General features: G+C 45.5%; 12 protein-coding genes. 7 read left to right on the top strand and 5 right to left on the bottom strand.

Annotation, left to right across the window (positions count from 1 at the left end; translation table 11 throughout):
- Positions 1–14 precede the first annotated feature (14 nt).
- A complete protein-coding gene (gene malQ, locus R7Z50_RS07890) occupies positions 15–2,195 on the bottom strand; it encodes a 4-alpha-glucanotransferase (protein WP_225455605.1) in 2,181 nt (726 codons plus the stop codon).
- Between the two features lie 117 nt (positions 2,196–2,312).
- Positions 2,313–4,766, bottom strand: coding sequence for a glycogen/starch/alpha-glucan phosphorylase (locus R7Z50_RS07885; protein WP_053307964.1), 2,454 nt, complete (start codon positions 4,764–4,766; stop codon positions 2,313–2,315).
- Positions 4,767–5,500: 734 nt separating this feature from the next.
- On the opposite strand from R7Z50_RS07885, the gene malT reads away from it, so the two are divergent.
- The 7 genes from malT to sstT all read left to right on the top strand — a co-directional run bounded on the left by malT (position 5,501) and on the right by sstT (position 14,222).
- Entirely contained in the window at positions 5,501–8,209 is a 2,709-nt protein-coding gene (malT, locus tag R7Z50_RS07880) for an HTH-type transcriptional regulator MalT (RefSeq protein WP_005374834.1), read from the top strand.
- Positions 8,210–8,787: 578 nt separating this feature from the next.
- A complete protein-coding gene (locus R7Z50_RS07875; RefSeq protein ID WP_031778872.1) occupies positions 8,788–9,705 on the top strand; it encodes a DUF368 domain-containing protein in 918 nt (305 codons plus the stop codon).
- A gap of 243 nt (positions 9,706–9,948) precedes the next feature.
- Entirely contained in the window at positions 9,949–10,374 is a 426-nt protein-coding gene (locus R7Z50_RS07870; RefSeq protein WP_025768641.1) for a hypothetical protein, read from the top strand.
- A gap of 9 nt (positions 10,375–10,383) precedes the next feature.
- Entirely contained in the window at positions 10,384–10,998 is a 615-nt protein-coding gene (locus R7Z50_RS07865) for an SCO family protein (protein WP_005384635.1), read from the top strand.
- Positions 10,988–11,296 (top strand): PTS transporter subunit EIIB, encoded by a 309-nt coding sequence (locus R7Z50_RS07860; protein WP_005384641.1) that lies wholly within the window; start codon positions 10,988–10,990, stop codon positions 11,294–11,296. Before R7Z50_RS07865 ends, R7Z50_RS07860 begins: the two co-directional genes overlap by 11 nt.
- Positions 11,297–11,571: 275 nt before the next feature.
- A complete protein-coding gene (gene rsgA, locus R7Z50_RS07855) occupies positions 11,572–12,648 on the top strand; it encodes a ribosome small subunit-dependent GTPase A (RefSeq protein WP_005384642.1) in 1,077 nt (358 codons plus the stop codon).
- A gap of 356 nt (positions 12,649–13,004) precedes the next feature.
- Positions 13,005–14,222, top strand: coding sequence for a serine/threonine transporter SstT (gene sstT / locus R7Z50_RS07850; protein WP_005374821.1), 1,218 nt, complete (start codon positions 13,005–13,007; stop codon positions 14,220–14,222).
- Between the two features lie 65 nt (positions 14,223–14,287).
- Here sstT and pdxY read toward each other — a convergent pair whose 3' ends face one another.
- The 3 genes from pdxY to R7Z50_RS07835 all read right to left on the bottom strand — a co-directional run bounded on the left by pdxY (position 14,288) and on the right by R7Z50_RS07835 (position 16,784).
- Positions 14,288–15,157, bottom strand: coding sequence for a pyridoxal kinase PdxY (gene pdxY / locus R7Z50_RS07845; RefSeq protein WP_054574874.1), 870 nt, complete (start codon positions 15,155–15,157; stop codon positions 14,288–14,290).
- 101 nt (positions 15,158–15,258) lie between these two features.
- The gene (locus R7Z50_RS07840; RefSeq protein WP_005374817.1) at positions 15,259–15,447 is read right to left on the bottom strand and encodes an AbrB/MazE/SpoVT family DNA-binding domain-containing protein; all 189 of its coding nucleotides are present in this window, start codon (positions 15,445–15,447) and stop codon (positions 15,259–15,261) included.
- A 140-nt stretch (positions 15,448–15,587) separates the two neighbouring features.
- Positions 15,588–16,784 carry a tetratricopeptide repeat protein gene (locus R7Z50_RS07835; RefSeq protein WP_206970586.1) on the bottom strand — a complete coding sequence of 399 codons (1,197 nt, stop codon included), beginning with the start codon at positions 16,782–16,784 and terminating at the stop codon, positions 15,588–15,590.
- Positions 16,785–17,219: the final 435 nt, after the last annotated feature.

Genomic DNA, 17,219 nt, shown 5'->3' with positions numbered 1-17,219 from the left:
TCACTCTAGGCATCTTACTTACTCGCCTGTGCGCGAACTTCAGTAAGGCGTTTAGAAATACGATTCACATCTTCACGGCTGAAGATTTCATCTAGGTTCATCGACAATTTACGACGCCAGTTTGGATACTCATCCACCGTACCAGGAATGTTGACCGGTTGATCCATTTCTAGCCAGTCTTCAAGCTGAACGCTAAGCAGTGCAGAGTCACCCGCGGCTACGTGCAGTTGCAGCGCTTCGCTTAGGTATGAATCCATTGGCACGTACTGAGCATCATGACCAATGCCTTCTGGCAGATAGCCATGCCAGCGAACGCTGTCTAGAATACCTTGTTTGCACTTCAAGCGGTCAGCGAATAGGCCTTCCAACTGCTGTTCATCAGGGTACAGACCAATCTCACGCCCCATCTTCAAGTCATCACAGTGCCAGAAACCGCGTAGTGTTGGCATATCGTGCGTACACAGCGCAGCCATAGACTGCTCAGCGTAGTGCTTCGGAGAAATAAAACCGCCGTCCTCTTTTGAGGTTTCGAAGAAGAAGACTTTGTAAGAGTGCACACCTGCATCACGTAGGATATCAACGATTTCATCTGGCACAGTACCTAAGTCTTCACCAATCACAGAACACTGATGACGGTGAGATTCCAAGGCTAGGATTGCTAGCATGTCTTCAACTGGGTAGTACAGGTATGCGCCTTCTGTCGCTTTCTCGCCTTTTGGAATCCACCAAAGGCGAAGCAGGCCAAGTACGTGGTCGATACGCAATGCACCACAATGCTTCATGTTAGCACGTAGCAATTTGATGTAAGCGTCGTAGCCAGTCGCTTCTAAAACCTGAGGGTTAAGCGGAGGCAGACCCCAGTTTTGGCCTAGTGGACCAAGTACATCTGGTGGCGCACCGATGCTTGCATCCAATACTAGCGCGCCTTCGTCAGCCCATGTTTCGCTGCCTGAATCTGCAACACCAACCGCAAGGTCACGGTACAAACCCACAGCCATGCCTTTTTCTTCGGCTAGCGCTTGCGCTTCTTTGATTTGATCGTCTGCGATCCATTGCAGGTACATGTACAAGTGAACACGATCTTGGTTGTCCTTAATGTACTTCTGAGTACCAGCTGCGTCGAATGTGCGGTATTTCTCAGGGAATACTGGCCAGCCCCACATGTTTGCATCTTCTGCATGTAAATCAGCATGAAGTGCATCGAATGCAGCTTGATGTAGCAAGCTGTCGCCGCCTTTTTCAACAAAGTCCAAGAAGGCACGAGCGCGATCGGTGTTCTTGTCTAAATGGCGAGCTTTAAACTCACTGAATAGCAGCGGAAGAACGCTCATTTTTAGTTGCGAAACTTCGGTGTAACTCACCCAATGAGAGTCTCGCGCTTTTTGTAGACGTTGTTGGAACTCTGCGCTACCCACTCGCTGTTGTGCTTCTGCACTAAGCGCGAACTCAGGTACAGAGCTTACGTCGATGTACATGATGTTCAGCCAGCGACGAGAAGACGGGCTGTATGGGCTTGCCCCTTCTGGATTCGCAGGGAACAGCGAGTGAATCGGGTTCAAGCCAATGAAGTCACCGCCACGAGAGGCAATATCACTCACCAGTTGTTTTAGGTCACCAAAATCACCGATGCCCCAGTTATGCTGAGTACGCAGTGTGTAAAGCTGGATACTAGGACCCCATAGCTTTTTGTGTTGGTTTAGATCGTCTTGTTTGAAACACGCTTTCGGCGTAATGATCAATGACATCTCGTAAGGTGTTTTACGACGCTTACGACTGATGATCAGTTTGTGATAACCCCAAGCCAAGTTCTTTGGCAATGCAAACACTAGAGGGCCACCCTCAGCACGCTCATCACGAACAATTTGGGACTGAAGATAGCCTTCAAGTACCTCTCCTTGTTCTGTTTCTAAACGCCAGCTGAATTCACTCTCACGAGCACTCGTACCTAGGTTTAGTTCCACTTCGACTGGTTCGCCGTCGCGTAAAACAAGAACAGGGGCTAGTACGTCTTTTTTATGTTTCTTTTCAGCAGAAGCCAGTAGTCTTTCATCACTGCTAGTATCGTAGCCAAGCGAAGCGAGCAAGCGGCGTAGCGTCTCCTCAGACACTTTAGCCTCATCTCCCCAAGCACTGACATAGCTATCAGCCAATCTCGCCATTTCCGCGACTTTCTTTAATGCTGTTTGTTCTTTCATCGCTTTCTCCGAAGGTAATACCAACACCTTCCATGTAGGGTTTTATTGTTATCAATAACTTCTTTTGGAAAATGACCAAAGGTAGCGCTTGGCTACCTTGGTCTTAACTAGGTTCTATTAGCGTTTCACCGCTTCAAGTTTCCAGATATTGTTCACGTAGTCTCGGATTGAGCGGTCTGACGTGAACTTGCCAACAAGGGCGGTATTAAGAATGGCCTTCTTCGCCCAGCCAGCTTGATCTTTATATTGTTCGCTCATGTCTTCGTGCGCTTTCACGTAAGATGCAAAGTCCGCAAGACATAAGTACGGGTCACCGCCGTCTAGTAGGCTGTCGTATGTGGCACGCAGTAAGCCCGGTTGACCTGGAGTGAATTCTTCACCCAGTAGTAGGTCCATGGACGCTTTGAGTAAGTGATCCGCATTGTAGTAATCAAATGGGTTATAACCTTGAGCTTTCAGCGCTTTCACACCTTCAACATCTAGACCGAAGATATAGATGTTCTCATCGCCTACTTCCTCACGAATCTCAACGTTTGCACCATCCATTGTACCGATAGTTAGCGCACCGTTTAGCGCCATCTTCATGTTACCTGTACCTGATGCTTCTTTACCCGCTAGCGAGATTTGTTGAGAAACGTCAGCCGCAGGGATAATGATTTCAGCCATGCTCACGCGGTAGTCAGGGATGAATACCACTTTCAGCTTGTTACCGATGCGAGGATCGTTGTTCACCTTGTCTGCAATCTTGTTGATTGCGAAGATGATTTCTTTCGCTAGGTGGTAACCCGGTGCTGCTTTTGCTGCGAAGAACACAACGCGTGGCGTACACTCAAAACCTGGTTCATTAAGAATACGGTGGTACAGAGACAGTACGTGTAGCAAGTCTAGATGCTGACGTTTGTACTCGTGCAGACGCTTGATTTGAACATCGAAGATTGCATTAGTATCGAGCTCGATACCCATGTTCTCTTTCACCCAAGTTGCTAGGCGTTCTTTGTTCTCTTTCTTCACTGCCATGAATTCTTTTTGGAATGTCGCGTCAGTAGCGTACTTCGCAATACCTTCAAGTTGCTCTAGTTTCGCTGGCCATTCTGGGCCGACTTTCTCAGTGATAAGCTGAGACAGACCTGGGTTACAGAACTTCAACCAGCGACGTGGCGTAATACCGTTCGTTACGTTGTGTAGACGTGTCGGGTACATTTCGTGGAACTCTGGGAATAGGTCTTTCTTAACCAATTCAGAGTGAAGTGCTGCTACACCGTTTACTGCGTAAGAGCCGATTACACATAGGTTTGCCATGCGAACCATGCGGTGGAAACCTTCTTCGATGATAGAAAGCTTCTGTTGCTTCGCGACATCACCCGGCCACATTGCACGTACGTCTTGTAGGAAGCGGTGGTTGATCTCGTAAATGATCTCCATGTGACGTGGTAGCAGGTGCTGGATTAGCGACTCTGGCCATGTCTCTAGTGCTTCTGGAAGTAGCGTGTGGTTGGTGTACGCAAATGTCTTAGAGCTGATTTCCCAAGCCGCTTCCCAAGTTAAACCTTTTTCATCCATCAGGATGCGCATTAGTTCAGGAATCGCAATCGTTGGGTGTGTATCGTTAAGCTGGATAGTCTCTTGCTTAGGTAGATCCGCTAGCGAGTAGCCCGCAGCTTCGTGGCGACGTAGGATGTCACGTACAGACGCTGCTGAGTGGAAGTACTGCTGCATTAGACGCAGTGTTTTACCTTTCTCGTGGTTGTCGTTCGGGTAAAGCACTTTAGTGATGTTACCTGCGTCGATCAGTGCGTGCTGAGCTTCGAAGTAATCACCATTGTTAAAGCTTGCTAGTGAGAATGGTGCAATCGCCTGACATTCCCAAAGACGTAGCGGGTAAACCGTGTCTGATTCGTAACCCACAATTGGAAGATCCCAAGGCATTGCTCTTACTGTCATGCCTGGTACCCATTTGCGAACTTCTTTACCGTTCTCGTTAATCACTTCAACGTGACCGTAGAAACCGATCTCTTGCGCAAGTTCTGGACGCGCAATTTCCCAAGGGTAGCCTTCTACACCGCGCCAAGCGTCAGGTGCTTCTTGCTGGCGACCATCTTTGAATGACTGTTTAAATAGACCGTATTCGTAATGTAAACCATAGCCGACAGTTGGGAATTCTTGTGCCGCACATGAATCCATGAAACACGCAGCCAGACGACCAAGGCCACCGTTACCCAATGATGGGTCGCGCTCTTCTTCTAGCAGATCAGTTAGGTTGTAACCCAGTTCAGCCATTGCTTCTGTTACTTGTTCATACAGACCCATGCTGATTAGGTTGTTACCCGTCAAACGACCGATAAGGAATTCTAGCGAAAGGTAGTTAACGCTCTTCGCACTTTTAATGCGTGGATCTTCTTCTGTCGCAAGCAAATCTAGAGTAGTAAATTCAGCCAGAGCATGCCCCATTGCTAGGTACCATGCGCGGCTGTCTGCGTTTTCAATCGTATGAGCGTAAGTTACAGATAGGTGTTTCTTTACGCTTTCTTGGAACGACTTCTTGTCAAATTGTTTTTGTTGAGTAGGTTTCATTACGAAATTCTCACGTCTTTTGGTAATTCATCTGCCATACATCGTGCATTTACCTCTGTGAATAAACATCCTCCTAATTCTCATCCTTTGAAGGAGGAGAGCTGAGGGCGTAGAGGGGGTACCATTGCTAGGTTAGTGATCCAAATCTCAACAAAGTGAACTTTGCGCCAGTTCTTAGTGATTTTGATCACAATGGAATGTGAGAAAGGTTAAAACCCGTTCATGACGCTTTTTATAGTCCACTCATCTGATGATGTGAAAATTGTAATATCGGTCACATTAACTCGGTCAGCGTAGAAGAACTTTTCGTAATCTATGTGCAACGCGATCTTAACGCTAACGAAACAAACGATATTTAAGTGACGACAATCACAAATAAAGGGCGTAGTTGATGGTAAATCCATCAACCCTTGAGAATTAGGAAGTGGATCAAAGTAACGAACATTTCTGATGTCGTAACATCCCACTCAGCTCACAGGATTGTACGCTTTTTATACAAACTAGAATTAGGCGATGTGAGTTATTTCTAGTTTTCGCTAGCTTTTATATCTAAGTGACCGTATGGAATGGTTTTTCAGACGGACGCAAGCCCCAACAGTAGCGACATTATCCGGCATTCAAACAGTGTTTTTGATGCTGATGACATCATTCAGTAAGACGGCTTTCAAGGGGGCTTTACTAGAATGATCACGTTGCTGTCATTTGGGTATACATAAATAAGGACATAACTACTAATGTGGATTCCATCTAAGCTTACTCGACCAGGACGCCTGCACAATGCCATCGTGCGCCCACGAGTGTTGGACTTACTACAGCAAGCGCCTTACTACAAATTGGTTTTATTCCGATCCCCAGCAGGTTACGGAAAAACAACAATGGCAGCGCAGTGGCTATCCGATAAGCCAAACGTCGGTTGGTACAGCATTGATGACAGCGATAACGACGGCTTTCGCTTTGTAAACTATCTGCTTCAAGCATTAAACAAAGCCACCAACTTCAGTTGCGCTAACGCACAAAAACTGGCGGAAAAACGTCAGATCTCGTCTTTACGCTCCCTATTTAGCGAAGTATTCGCAGAAATGGCTGACTTTCATCAAGAATGCTACGTGGTGCTTGATGACTACCATTTAATCACGAATGATGAAATCCATGAATCCATGCGTTTCTTTTTAAAGCACATGCCAGACAACCTCACCGTTGTGGTAACCAGTCGTGCAGCGCCGCCTCTAGGCACTGCAAACTTACGTGTTCGTGATTTAATGATCGAAATTGGCAACGAGATGTTGGCGTTTGATACCGAAGAAACCACTCGCTTCTTTAACCAGCGTATCGCCGATGGTATTGATGAAGACATGGCGAACAGCCTAAGAACCTATGTTGAAGGTTGGCCATCGGCGATGCAGTTGATCGCATTACAAGCCCAACATCAAAACCGCACATTGGCGCAAACTGTAGAGTCGGTATCGCAGTTCAATCACGCGCATTTGTGGGATTACTTGGTCGAAGAAGTGTTTGACTTACTCGATCACGAAACTCGTCACTTTTTAATGCAAGTATCCGTGCTTGACCACTTCAATGATGAGCTAGTGTTTGCCCTTACCCAACGCGAAGATGCACTGGGAATGATTGAATCGCTTAACCGTTACGGCTTATTCATTTATCCGCTCGAAGGGGAACAGAACTGGTTCCGGTTCCATAACTTATTTGGCGAGTTTTTATCGCATGAGCGCCAAGCTCGTATTCCTCAGCAAGAAAAAGATCTCCACCGCAATGCTGCTATCGCTTGGTTACAACAAAAAGCACCACACCAAGCGATTCATCATGCACAAAAATCGAATGATAAGGACTTAGTGGTAGAGATCCTAAACGAATTCGGCTGGAAGATGTTTAACCAAGGCGAACTCAGCACACTGGAAAGCTCAATTAACAAGTTGGACGATGATCTGTTGTTCAGCCACCCAAAACTTACGATGCTCCGAGCATGGTTGGCTCAAAGTCAGCATCGTTATAACCAAGTGGGCCACCTGCTTGAAGAAGCGGAAGAGGAACACAAAAAGCGTAACATTGCGTTAGATATTCATTATCAAGGTCAAGCAAACGCGTTGCTTGCTCAAGTGGCTATCAACAGTAACCAACCAGAAAAAGCTCTCGAATTAGCGGAGCTAGCGCTTAGCCAACTTGATAACACAATTTACCGTAGCCGAATTGTGGCGACTTCGGTTGTTGGTGAAGTTAACCACGTGCTAGGTAAACTAGACCGTGCTTTGCCGATGATGCAACAAACTGAAAAGCTAGCTCGTCAGTATCAGGTATATCACCAAGCGTTATGGGCAATATTGCAGCAAAGCGAGATTTTAATTGCACAAGGTTACGTGCAAGCTGCCTTTGAACTACAAGATTCCGCATTTCGTCTGATTGAAGATCAGCAGCTTCAGCATGTTCCTCTTCATGAATTTTTGCTGCGTATTCGCGCGCAAGTACTTTGGTGCTGGAACCGACTTGATGAAGCGGAAGAATGCGCGTACAAAGGTCTGCAAATTCTCGAAAACCATTCACCAAGCAAGCACTTACATAGCTATTCGATGTTGGCGCGTATTGCGATTGGACGCGGTGAATTAGACAAAGCAGGTAAATTCATTGAGCATATACAGCACTTGATGAAACAGTCGACTTATCACGTAGATTGGACTGCAAACGCTTCACTATCGTTGATTCTATTTTGGCAAGCGCGCGGGAATACCGATGCAATGCAAGAATGGCTCAACACTGCGGTTCGTCCTGAATCGGCATGCAACCACTTTTCTCAATTGCAATGGCGTAACATTGCTCGCGCCCACATTAATTTAGGCCAATATACCGACGCTCGTGCTGCGTTAGATTTTCTCCAAGGTGAAGCTCGTCGCACTAACCTAATCACAGATACTAATCGCAACTTAGTGGTTGAAGCGGTCCTTTCTGCTCGCCAAAAAGATGAGGAGCAAGCCAAGGCTCTGTTAAAAGAAGCATTAGTAATGACGAACCAAACTGGCATGGTCGGAAACTTCCTGATTGATGGTGCAACCATTGGCGGTCTGCTGGAGAAGTTGAGCCTCCGCCATGAACTGGGCGATCTTGAGCGTCACCGTGCTCAACAGTTAATGAAGGACATTTCATCGAATCAACGTAGCCGGTCGATTCACTTTGATGAAGACTTTATTGAAAAGTTGGTGAATCACCCTAATGTGCCAGAGCTAGTACGTACCAGCCCATTAACACAACGCGAATGGCAGGTTCTGGGACTGATTTATTCAGGCTTTAGTAACGAGCAAATCGCACAAGAGCTGGATGTGGCAGGTACGACAATTAAAACCCACATTCGCAACCTGTACCAAAAGCTTAATATTGCTAATCGTAAAGAAGCCATTGTGACAGCTGAAAATTTGCTACAGTTAATGGGATACTGAACTGCTAGATAAACGGGTTAAAACGTAAAGTAAAACACAAGGGTTGGCGTAACACGTCAGCCCTTTTTTATGACTGACAGTAAGAGAGGTGCAATTTGCAAAGCACGTAAGTAACGTTGTTCATATAAAAAAATAGCCAACCGCAATAATCGCGATTGGCTTATATTTAGTGTGAACAAATTGTATTCACTAACAACGTCAGTTGGCTAGGTGACCCTCGGCTTAAGAAGGGTCGAGCAGTATTATGCATTAATCATGCCAAAATGCAAAGACTTATTTTTGGGCACAAGATCTCATATAAGCTGGATTTATTCACGCGCAAATTATCAAAATGCAACTTTGCAATGCAAATTGCAATTGCATAATGCAACCAAGACTGATAATTGATAGTAGAGTTAATCATCTCAAAAATGTAAACCAAGCATTAAAAGCTCGTTACGGCGACATTGTCTCTTGGCGGGTAATAAAGATAGGCAATAGATTGGATATAAAACCAAGTAGTTACAGCACTATTTCATACTTTTTTCATCGCAATGTTTGTATACTCTCTGCCATCGAAACGACTTAGCATTAGAGCAATGAACTACTTAATTACTTTCTTCAAGGGAATCGCCATGGGTGCAGCAGATGTTGTACCTGGTGTATCTGGCGGCACCATCGCGTTTATCACTGGTATTTACGATACGCTGCTTGAAAGCATTCGACGCATTAACCCCTCACTTTTCTCTATCTGGCGAAAAGAAGGGGTTAAAGCCGCGTTTAATCACATCAACGGATTCTTCCTTATCGCTCTGTTTGCCGGCATTTTCACCAGTATTGCAACGCTAGCAAAGTTGATTACTTGGCTTCTTGACACACACCCGATCCCACTTTGGTCATTTTTCTTTGGTCTGATTTTGGTCTCTGTGTATCACATTATTCGTCAGGTTGAGCAACGCGATCTTGTCCGCTTTGTCATTCTGCTCGTTGGTGTCGGGTTTGCTTATAGTATTACTGTGCTCAAACCTTTACACATGGAACCAACGGCCATTAATACCTTATTCGCTGGAGCTATCGCGATTTGTGCGATGATCTTGCCGGGTATCTCTGGCAGTTTTATTTTGCTGCTGATTGGCATGTATGCTCCTGTATTAGCCGCAGTGAAAGGTTTTCAAGTCGATACATTAGCGCTATTTTTGTCTGGCTGCGTGATCGGTTTACTGTCCTTCTCTCACTTATTGTCGTGGTTACTACGCAAGTTCCGTGATTTCACCCTGATGTTTTTGACTGGATTAATGATTGGTACGTTGCCAAAGATTTGGCCATGGAAAGAAACCATCACTTGGCGCACCAATTCGAAGGGCGAACAAGTGCCATTGCTACAGCACAACCTATCACCATTTGAATTTGAACACGTGACATCACAACCTTCTCAGTTAGTACTTGCTGTCGTGATGATGCTTGCAGCCATTGCTCTGGTTTTAGGTCTAGAGAAATTCGCAGACTCAGATAAATGACTTTGGTATCAAACACATACTGAACCAAATAAAAACGGAGCCAATTGGCTCCGTTTTTATTTATTGGCTAAGGGCAAAACATCTCAATTGAAAACTCTGCTGTATTTGATGCAATAAAGTCCGTCGCGTTATAAGGAAGCTGGTCACCGAGGTATAACGCACAATTTACCGAGGTCACGAGTTGGCGAGCGGCGCATCTGTGCTACGATGCTCGTAATGTTAAGTGATAAATGCTGAACCTTAATGAAACTGTTACAAATCGCCGCTGTTTCAGCCGCATTAGTTGCGGGATTTTATGCCCCGACTCTAATAAAAAGCTTTTCTTCTTCCACTCAAAGCAAGTCAATAGATGAATACTGCTTTCTCTCTACAACCTCTTGCGTCCAAGAAAATGTTACGATGACGCTAAACTCAGAAACTGCTCAACCCTTGGTTCCTACCACTCTAAATGTTGAGTGGCATACAAGCGATGCTAAGCAACTCATCCTAAGTCTTTCAGGAAGAGAAATGGAGATGGGTGAGCCTAAGTTTTTGCTGAAGCAAATCGCTCCTGGCCAATATCAAGGTGACATCATTCTCCCGGTTTGCACGGAGGATGCAATGACTTGGGTTGGTGAACTCAGTGATGGAGAGAATACCGTTTACCCTGCTATAAAAATGCAAAGATAAGGAATCGTTATGAGCCACAATTGGTCCCTATTTCTCGTAGCTGCTTTCGCACTCGGGTTTGGCGTAAAGAGCTATTTAGATAATCAGAAAACGAAGCCAGAGCAAGTGGACAGTTCCACCTCTCAACAAACGGTATTGTTTGGGGAAAATAACCAAGCCGTCAATATCTTCGATGTGAATGACCCTCGCATCCGAGTCGTCTATTTTGGCTTTACTCGCTGCCCAGACGTTTGCCCAACTTCTCTTGCAATGCTGGCAGGAGCACTGAATCAAATTGACGACGCGCAAAAAGCACAACTACGCCCGATGTTCATTTCTTTAGACCCAGAGCGTGATGAGGCCGATGCATCAGCAAAATATGCCCATTACTTCCATCCAATGATTGAAGGCCTATCGGCACCACTTGATGTAACGACACCTTTGGCACACAACTATGGTGTCATTTTCCGCAAGACAGAATTGGAAGGCTCGGAACTAAAATACACGCTGGATCATAGCTCTTACTTTTACTTCTTGAAGCCGGATGGCACGTTAATCACTAAAGTACCGCATACGCTCTCACCGGCACCGATTGTTGAAGCCATTTCAAAACTAACGACCGAAGACTCTTCAAATGACGGTTAAGTCAGTGCTGAAGCAATTTTTCAATTTCCTAACTCATACCAACCCCAATGTCGAACAAGACGTCGATACGATCATTGACGCCATTGGGGGCATAGAGAACCTGCTAGAAACTGGTGCATGTGCGACTCGGCTGCGTCTTACCCTCAGAGCGACGTCCGTCATCGATAAGAACGCACTCAAAAATCATGGCGCGCATGGCGTCGTGATATTGGATGATCGTCATGTCCAAATCATATACGGCTTAAAAGCCAACACGTATTCGCAGATTATGGAAGAGCGCATCACAAAACAAAGTTAATATTTTTGCAGTATAGCTACCCTCTTTAAAAAAGGGCGGCTATACTCCTTTGGCTTAATTAACTCACTTATTTATTAACCAACGAAGAGGACACAAGATGATTGTATTGAATAACACTAACTGGGCATCGCAAGGGTAACCCTAACAGCACCAACTCTGTGGCATAGCCACAACTCCCCTTCTCTGCCCGGTCTTCACCGGGGTCAACTCTATCCGAATTAGACCCTAATGCGATTTGTATTAAGGCGCTTTGTTGCGTCTGGGATAATTCAATAATGAATCAAACACATACTTTTTGTGACACATTAGTTTCAACTTCAAACCCTCTAAAACAATTGGGTTGGAAACCATTTTTTCAGCAACAACTGACATTAGACGATTACGACAACACTATCTTTGCTCGTGTAATTGCGCATCACCGAAGTGGTTATTTATTGGCAACAGAAACTGGGCAAGTTCATCTTAATGCCCACCATTCTTTACCCAATATGACCGTCGGAGACTGGGTAATCTTAAATGAAGATCAGCAATTTGTTCGCTTACTGGATCGCTTGAGCCTCTTTAGCCGCAAAGCCGCTGGCAGCAAAGTGGTAGAGCAACTTATCGCAGCCAATGTGGATACAGTGTTTATCGTCTGTTCCCTTAACGACGACTTCAATTTAAGTCGTATTGAACGCTATCTTGCCTTGGCTCATGAAGCCGAAGTCGAACCCGTCATCGTGCTTTCCAAAGCCGATTTGTGTGACAATACTGATGAACTAAAAAGCCAAGTACAGAAGCTCGACCCTCTATTAGCTATAGAGACAGTCAACGGCTTAGAAATAGAGAGTGCTTCTAAACTCATGACCTGGTGCAAAGAAGGACAAACCCTCGCTTTTATCGGTTCTTCAGGCGTTGGCAAATCAACTCTTGTTAATGCATTACTCGGGCAACAAGAACAGGCAACTGGGCATATTCGTGAAGACGATAGCAAAGGGCGACATACAACTACATCGCGCTCTATCCATCTATTACCTGATGGCGGCATCTTGATTGATACTCCGGGAATGCGCGAGCTTCAACTAGCAGATTGTGAATCGGGGGTCAGTGAGGCATTTTCTGACATTGAGGCGCTCGCTCAGCGTTGTCGCTTTGGCAATTGTAAGCACCAAACTGAGCCAGGCTGCGCAGTTCAAACTGCGATTGCAAATGGCAAACTGGAGGTTCGTCGTTTCAATAACTATCAAAAACTATTGCGAGAACAAGCCTTTAACGGCGCGACTTTGGCAGAGCAACGAGCACAAAGTCGACGATTCGGTAAACTTGCTCGCAATGCCATGAGTGATAAGCGCAGGCGCCAACAAAGTTATTAATTTGTTGCGTTTGAGTTGTCAATAAAATCAAAGGAGACGAAAGTCTCCTTTTTAACAACTTTATTAAAAACCATTACTCATAACTAATGATAATTTTCAACATAAAAATCTTATTTAAATAACATTGAGCAAACATTTAATCCAAAAACAAACTAAAACTAGACACAAAATATTACCAAGCTAAGATATGTGATATTCAGCAAGAAAATGGCTGAATTTATAAAAACAGGATAATTGATAATCATGTGTCTTAGTGACCAGAAGCAATGCTCACCCCTTGTAATATAAGGGCATTATCGCCGTGTAATGATGGACTATTGCCCTGCCACTCTGGCATAAAATTGCAGGAATGATGTATGCAACACAACAGCCTCGTTGCCCGATATGCTCGTGGTAACCTCGTCGTCCAGATCCTTGTCGGTATCGTCTTTGGTATTTTGCTCGCGACAATTTCTCCAAGCCATGCCGAAAGCGCGGGATTAATTGGTAGCCTTTTTGTCGGCGCGCTTAAAGCGATCGCGCCAATTCTTGTGTTTATTTTGGTTGCCGCTTCAATTGCAAACCAAAAGAAAAACCAACACACTTACATGCGCCCAATCGTTGTACTGTACCTGATGGGTACATTCTTCGCGGCGCTATCAGCAGTGGTTCTAAGCTTCCTTTTCCCGACCAATTTAACGCTTGTCACCGGTGCTGAAGGTGCAACGCCTCCTCAAGGTATTGCTGAAATTCTACGCACATTGTTGTTTAAACTGGTCGACAACCCAGTAAATGCACTAGTAGAAGCAAACTACATCGGCATTCTTGCTTGGGGTGTGGGTCTGGGTCTTGCACTACACCACGCATCGGCAACAACGAAGGCCGTATTTGAAGATCTAAGCCACAGCGTGTCTCACATTGTGCGCTTTATCATTCGTCTTGCACCATTTGGTATCTTTGGCTTGGTTGCTTCAACGTTTGCGACAACGGGCTTTAGCGCGCTAGCAAGCTACGCACACCTTCTGGCGGTTCTTCTTGGCGCAATGATGATCATCGCACTCGTTGTAAACCCGGCGATCGTGTTCGTTAAAACCAAACAAAACCCTTACCCACTTGTATTCCGTTGTCTACGTGAAAGTGGTGTAACAGCGTTCTTCACTCGTTCAAGTGCAGCGAATATTCCAGTAAACATGGCACTATGTGAGAAGCTAAAACTGGACGAGGATACATACTCAGTATCTATTCCTCTAGGTGCGACCATCAACATGGCTGGTGCTGCAATCACTATCACAACACTAACGCTTGCAGCTGTGCACACTATGGGTATCGAAGTTGATCTACTGACTGCGCTACTTCTAAGTATTGTAGCTGCGGTTTCTGCATGCGGCGCATCAGGTGTTGCAGGTGGCTCTCTACTACTTATCCCTCTAGCGTGTGGCCTGTTTGGTATCTCAAACGACGTAGCCATGCAGGTTGTAGCGGTTGGCTTCATTATCGGTGTGATTCAAGACTCTGCAGAAACTGCGCTAAACAGCTCAACAGACGTTGTCTTTACGGCAGCAGTTTGTAAATCAGAGCAGCAAAAAGCTCAGTAAGACCGACAGAACAAAGAGAAAGGGGAGCCGATGATGGCTCCCCTTTTTTGTTTAATTGCGCTCAATTACGCGGTGACCAAAGCCACCTCTTCAATTGAGAAATGCTTACTTGGCTCAACAAACTCTTGCTGCGCAGCAATAGTTTGCAGCTCCCATTCGCCTGCATGGTACGTTGCACTTAACACCCCGTAGCATGCGTCATGACAATGTTGGAAAGCTTGCTTGGGAGACCAGCCTTTTAAGAGTCCCGCGGTAAAGATAGCTGAAATAAGATCGCCCACGCCAACAGGTTGTTTAGCAAACTCAAATTGAGGACGCTTCGCAAGGTAAATGCCTTCTTGCGTAGCCAATAGCATGTTGAAGCTGCCATTTTCTAGGCAGTAAAGGTGCTTAACTAGCACCACTTTTGGACCTTTTTCTAGCGCACGTTGGCATGCGGTGATCGCATCGTCTAGTGAGTGGATTTCCATCTCAGAAAATTGACTTAGCTCGAATTGGTTCGGAACGATCACGTCCGCCATTGGCATCAAACGCGTTAGAAGATTTTCAGCAATGCCCGGAGCCACAATGCAGCCTTTGTCTGGCGCGCCCATCACAGGGTCGCAAACATAAAGTGCGTTCGGGTTCGCTTGCTTCACTTTCGTCACGGTATCTTCAACAGCAAGGCACTGCTCTGCGCTACCTTGGTAGCCCGTCAATACCGCTTGGCACTTTTCCAGCGCGCCGATGTTACCAAGTCCACGAACTAACTCGCTGATGTCTTCAGCCGCAAACGCTCGCCCAGTCCAGCCTTCTTGATACTGCGTGTGGTTAGAAAATTGAACGGTATGAATCGGCCATACTTCGAAGCCCATGCGTTGCATTGGGAAAACGGCACTGCTGTTACCAGCATGACCAAAAGAAACATGAGATTGTATAGAGAGGATACCTTGCATAGTACCTTACCTCTTATTGTAGTTATCGATAGTTCAAAGACAGCGGCAAGCGCCAGTTTTGCGAAACCAGTAGTGTATCCGACAAACCAAGATTCTCTAACTCAATTCTCCTCAATATCTTCAGAGTAAGTTGGAGCGTTGGTTTTCAACACCATCTTCTTAATTTCCATTTTGTCTTTATTCAGTGCGATTTCTAGGGTATCTCCTTCCCTTATCCCGAGCTGAGCCAGGATTACGCTTGGAATGACTACGGCGGTGTCGTCACCGATTTTAACAGGTTGACTTATCATCTTTCGTCCTCCAAATGTCGAAAATGAGTTTTCACGTCATTGGATGTCTAGCCTCAAATACATTAAGCTGACTTGGATTTGGCGTAACATTTTAAAGACAAAAGAAAAGCCTCAATCTTGAGGCTTCTGGATAAGATAGGTTATGGCTGAAGGAAGTTTTGAGTGAAATCGAACGCATCTTTAGAGAGTTTTTTTTCGTTGGGCGATGTGCTTGCCTGGTCTTCTGCTGTTACCGTTGTCATCTTAGGCTGAAAATCTAGTGTTGATGCCTCCTCCCAAGCTTCGGAGGCGTCTTTATTCTCATCATTCAACACCGCATTGAGCTCCTCTTCCGCAGGAAAATACGCTTCGCGTTTGTACACTTTGTTAAGGGCTCGAATAATAGAGTGCTTTCTCACCATTCCTGAGGCCAGTTTTCTTTGCAACGGCTTCGCTATGGACTGCAATCCAACGACAACATCAACACCAATATTGGTTGCCACTTCATCACGTAACGTACGCGCAGGTTGGTAGCCCATATTGGCAGCAAGAAACAGCCAAACGTAAGCAATTGCATTACCCGTTTTACCTTTATCCTTCCACGCTTCGCCAGCATGATACATCGCTTTAGCACTGCCACCTTCCGCGGCCCGTTCCAGCCAGTAGCAACCTTTAACCATGCTTTTTTCTGTACCAATGCCATTTAGGTAACATAAGCCGACTTGGATCTTGCCATCCGCACTGTCTTTTTCCGCCGCTTTCATAAACCAGTAAAGCGCATCTGCACTGCGTCCTGCACTATTGTCTGGTGAAAGCTGCCATTCCCCCATATAAATCATGGCATCAATGCAGCCTTCTTCGGCGGCAGTTTCAATCAGTTGGTTACCTTTTGGGATATTTTTTTCAGTTCCTCGACCAAAGACCAAGGCCTTGCCCGTCGAAAATTTCGCTTCGGTATCCCCTTCCATTCCCGCAATTGCGGTACGCCAGAAGTTTGCCTGCTCTTTTAAAATCACATCTTCGCGCATGCGTTCACTTAAGCGAACAATGCCATACATCCCCGTCACATTGTCCAGTTTAGCGGCTTTATCATACCAATACAGCGCTTGACGAATGTTGTCCTTTTCGGCTTCTTTCGCTAGAAATAAAATGGTGGGGATATGCCCGGTTTCTGCTTTGAACTCTCGCTCTTTACGCTCTTGCTCTCGCGCTTTATGCATCGCCTTTCGATAAGCGGCTTCGCGAGCTTTCCTCTCTGCCTCGAGTCTCTGTTTCCGCATCGACAACGAGATCATCCACACAAATATCAGGACGAGTGAAAGGCCAGTTGCCGCAATGGCAATGCCCATACTACTCATAAATAGCCTCTTTTGGTTTCAGGGCCCAATTCAACTCCCTTTCAGGGAAATCTTATGATTACGCGCCGACGTAATGCCGACTACCTTCATTATATAACGACCACTTAGCGAAAATCTGAAGCTTGCGAATACTTAATGGCGGTATTTTACTCAACATCACTGCAACTTATTTTTAAAAGAAAAATATGGCCCTCATTTTTATAGAACTTAATCACGGTTTTGGGGCTGAGATATTCTCATCCCCTATCATCCCCCCTTACTCCTCCCATAAAAATTCACATTTTAATGATGTGCAGAATCTCTCACTATGCGCCTGTTTTATTATTTAATTTGTGAACAAAATCGACTGTGACAGAAAATTTGCACCTGTAAAAAACTTAACAGCCTGCTCTCACATTTTGCTGATGATTCAGTGTATTAGCATCTAATTGAACA

The sequence above is a fragment of the Vibrio sp. 1249-1 genome (genome assembly GCF_033340495.1).
The sequence above is the reverse complement of the archived record's forward strand: the minus strand, read 5'-3'. Positions and strand labels throughout refer to the sequence as shown.